At 68.1% G+C, this 1,999-nt stretch carries 1 protein-coding gene; it reads left to right on the forward strand.

What is annotated here, in order from left to right:
• Positions 1–1,200: 1,200 nt before the first annotated feature.
• Positions 1,201–1,999: poly-gamma-glutamate synthase PgsB (pgsB, locus tag FJY88_13970; GenBank protein MBM3288433.1), on the forward strand; the 799-nt coding region annotated here is incomplete at its 3' end.

Here is a 1,999-nt window from a genome sequence, read left to right on the forward strand (position 1 = left end):
CTGTCGGCCGACACGGCCGGCATGGACACATTCCGCTACCACAGAAGCCGGCGCATGGTCGAGCGGGCGCTCGCGCGCCGGAGCCTGGACGTTCCCTACCTCCTCCAGAAAGTGGCGCGGGATCTCTGCTCGAAGGAGGTCGATCCCTACCCGCTGCCCTACGAGGGTTTCCCTCCCGGCAATCCATCGGCGGTCGGCTTTGTCGACGCGACGAACACGATCAACCGGCGGTTGACGGCGTCGGCGGGCGCGATCCAGGGCGTTCTTCCGGGGGAGGATCCTCTCCTCTCCACCTTCTACGCCATCGTCGGACAGCCGATCGTCACGATTCCCCTGCCGGTCTGGGTCGCGGCCGGGGCGACGCCGCCCGAGCTGGACGGCCCGAGCACATCGCCCCTCTGCGACCTGGCGCTGCAGCGCAAGGCCGAGGTCTACAACTACCCGTGGAACGGTTCGTACCTCAACACCTACCTGATCCGGGGAGCCGACGGGACGGGATGGCTGCCCCTTCTGGAGAAGATCGAGGAGCGGATCTACTCCGAGAGCGCGATCCACATCTCCGACTGGCGCGCGCACGGGGTCGATCCCGGGGAGATGTCCGCCGCCCAGGCGCGGATCGCGTCGGAGGCCTTCCGCGACTACTCCGGCGATTCCGGCGGACCCGACTTCCGTGTCTCGCTCGCCGCCCATCCCAATCCGATGCGGGAGGGGGCCACCATCCGTTTCGACATCCCATCTCCCGTGCCGGGAGGTCTGCGGGTCGATGTCTATGACGTCGGGGGACGGAGGGTCGCCCGCCTGGAGTTCGACGAGGCCTCCATCCTCCGCTCCGGGACGACCCTGTGGGACGGACGCGACCTGGCGGGCAACCGGGTCCCTTCGGGGATCTATTTCCTCCGACCGGACCCCCAGCGGCGTTCCCGGCCATCCTCCATCGTCGTAATACGTTGACGCGAAACAGACCGGAGCCGGCGCACGGGAGGGGCGATGCGCCCGCCGATCATCCGGTAGCCGTCGCGACGCGGCTTTTGCGTCGGCTGATGCGGCAGAGTATCATTGATGTGGGCTCGATGGCCGCGGCCGGGGAGTTGATCCGAGGAGTCCGGACCCCGGACAGGCGCGCGGGCCCGCTCGCCGCACGGTAGAGGCAGGACAAGCACCTCGGCCACGCTTCGACGGGCGGTTCATCCGGGAGGAATATTGGCGGTCCTGTTGTTGCTGCTCGCCTTCGTCCTCTTTCTCTGGGGACGCGAGGCATGGATCCACCAGAGGGCCCTGCGCGCCCTGCCGATCCGGATCCACGTGAACGGCAGCCGCGGCAAGTCATCCGTCACGCGGCTGATCGCCGCCGCCCTTCGCGAGGCCGGGATCACGACCGTCGCGAAGACGACGGGATCGACCGCGCGCCTCATCCTCCCCGACGGCAGCGAGGAGCCGATCATCCGGATCGCGACCCCCAACATCTGCGAGCAGATCGGCGTGCTCGACAGGGCGCGCCGCGCGGGGGCCCGCGCCATGGTGATGGAGTGCATGGCGGTCCGCCCCGATCTCCAGAAGGTCTGCGAGGAGCACGTCATGCGCTCCACCATCGGCGTGGTCACGAACATCAGACCCGACCACCTCGACGTCATGGGCCCCACTGTCGATGACGTGGCGGTCGCCCTCTCGTCGACCCTTCCGCGCAAAGGAGTCGCGATTCTCGGCGACGACCGGTACGCCGACACATACAGCGCGGTGGCTCAGGCGCGCGGGTCGGTTTTCGTCGTCGCCCGACCGACCGATGTCGAGCCGTCCGCAATGGAGGGATTCAGCTACATCGAGCACGAGGAGAACGTCGCCACCACCCTCGCGGTGACGCGCCGGCTGGGGGTGGCCGATGAGATCGCGCTGAGGGGGATGTACCGCGTGGTTCCCGATGTCGGCGCCCTCACGCGAAGCCTGATGCAGCACAAGGGCTGCCCGATCGAGTTCTTCAACATCTTCGCGGCGAACGATCTCG

The sequence above is a fragment of the Candidatus Eisenbacteria bacterium genome (assembly GCA_016867495.1).
In the GTDB taxonomy this organism is placed as follows: domain Bacteria; phylum Eisenbacteria; class RBG-16-71-46; order CAIMUX01; family VGJL01; genus VGJL01.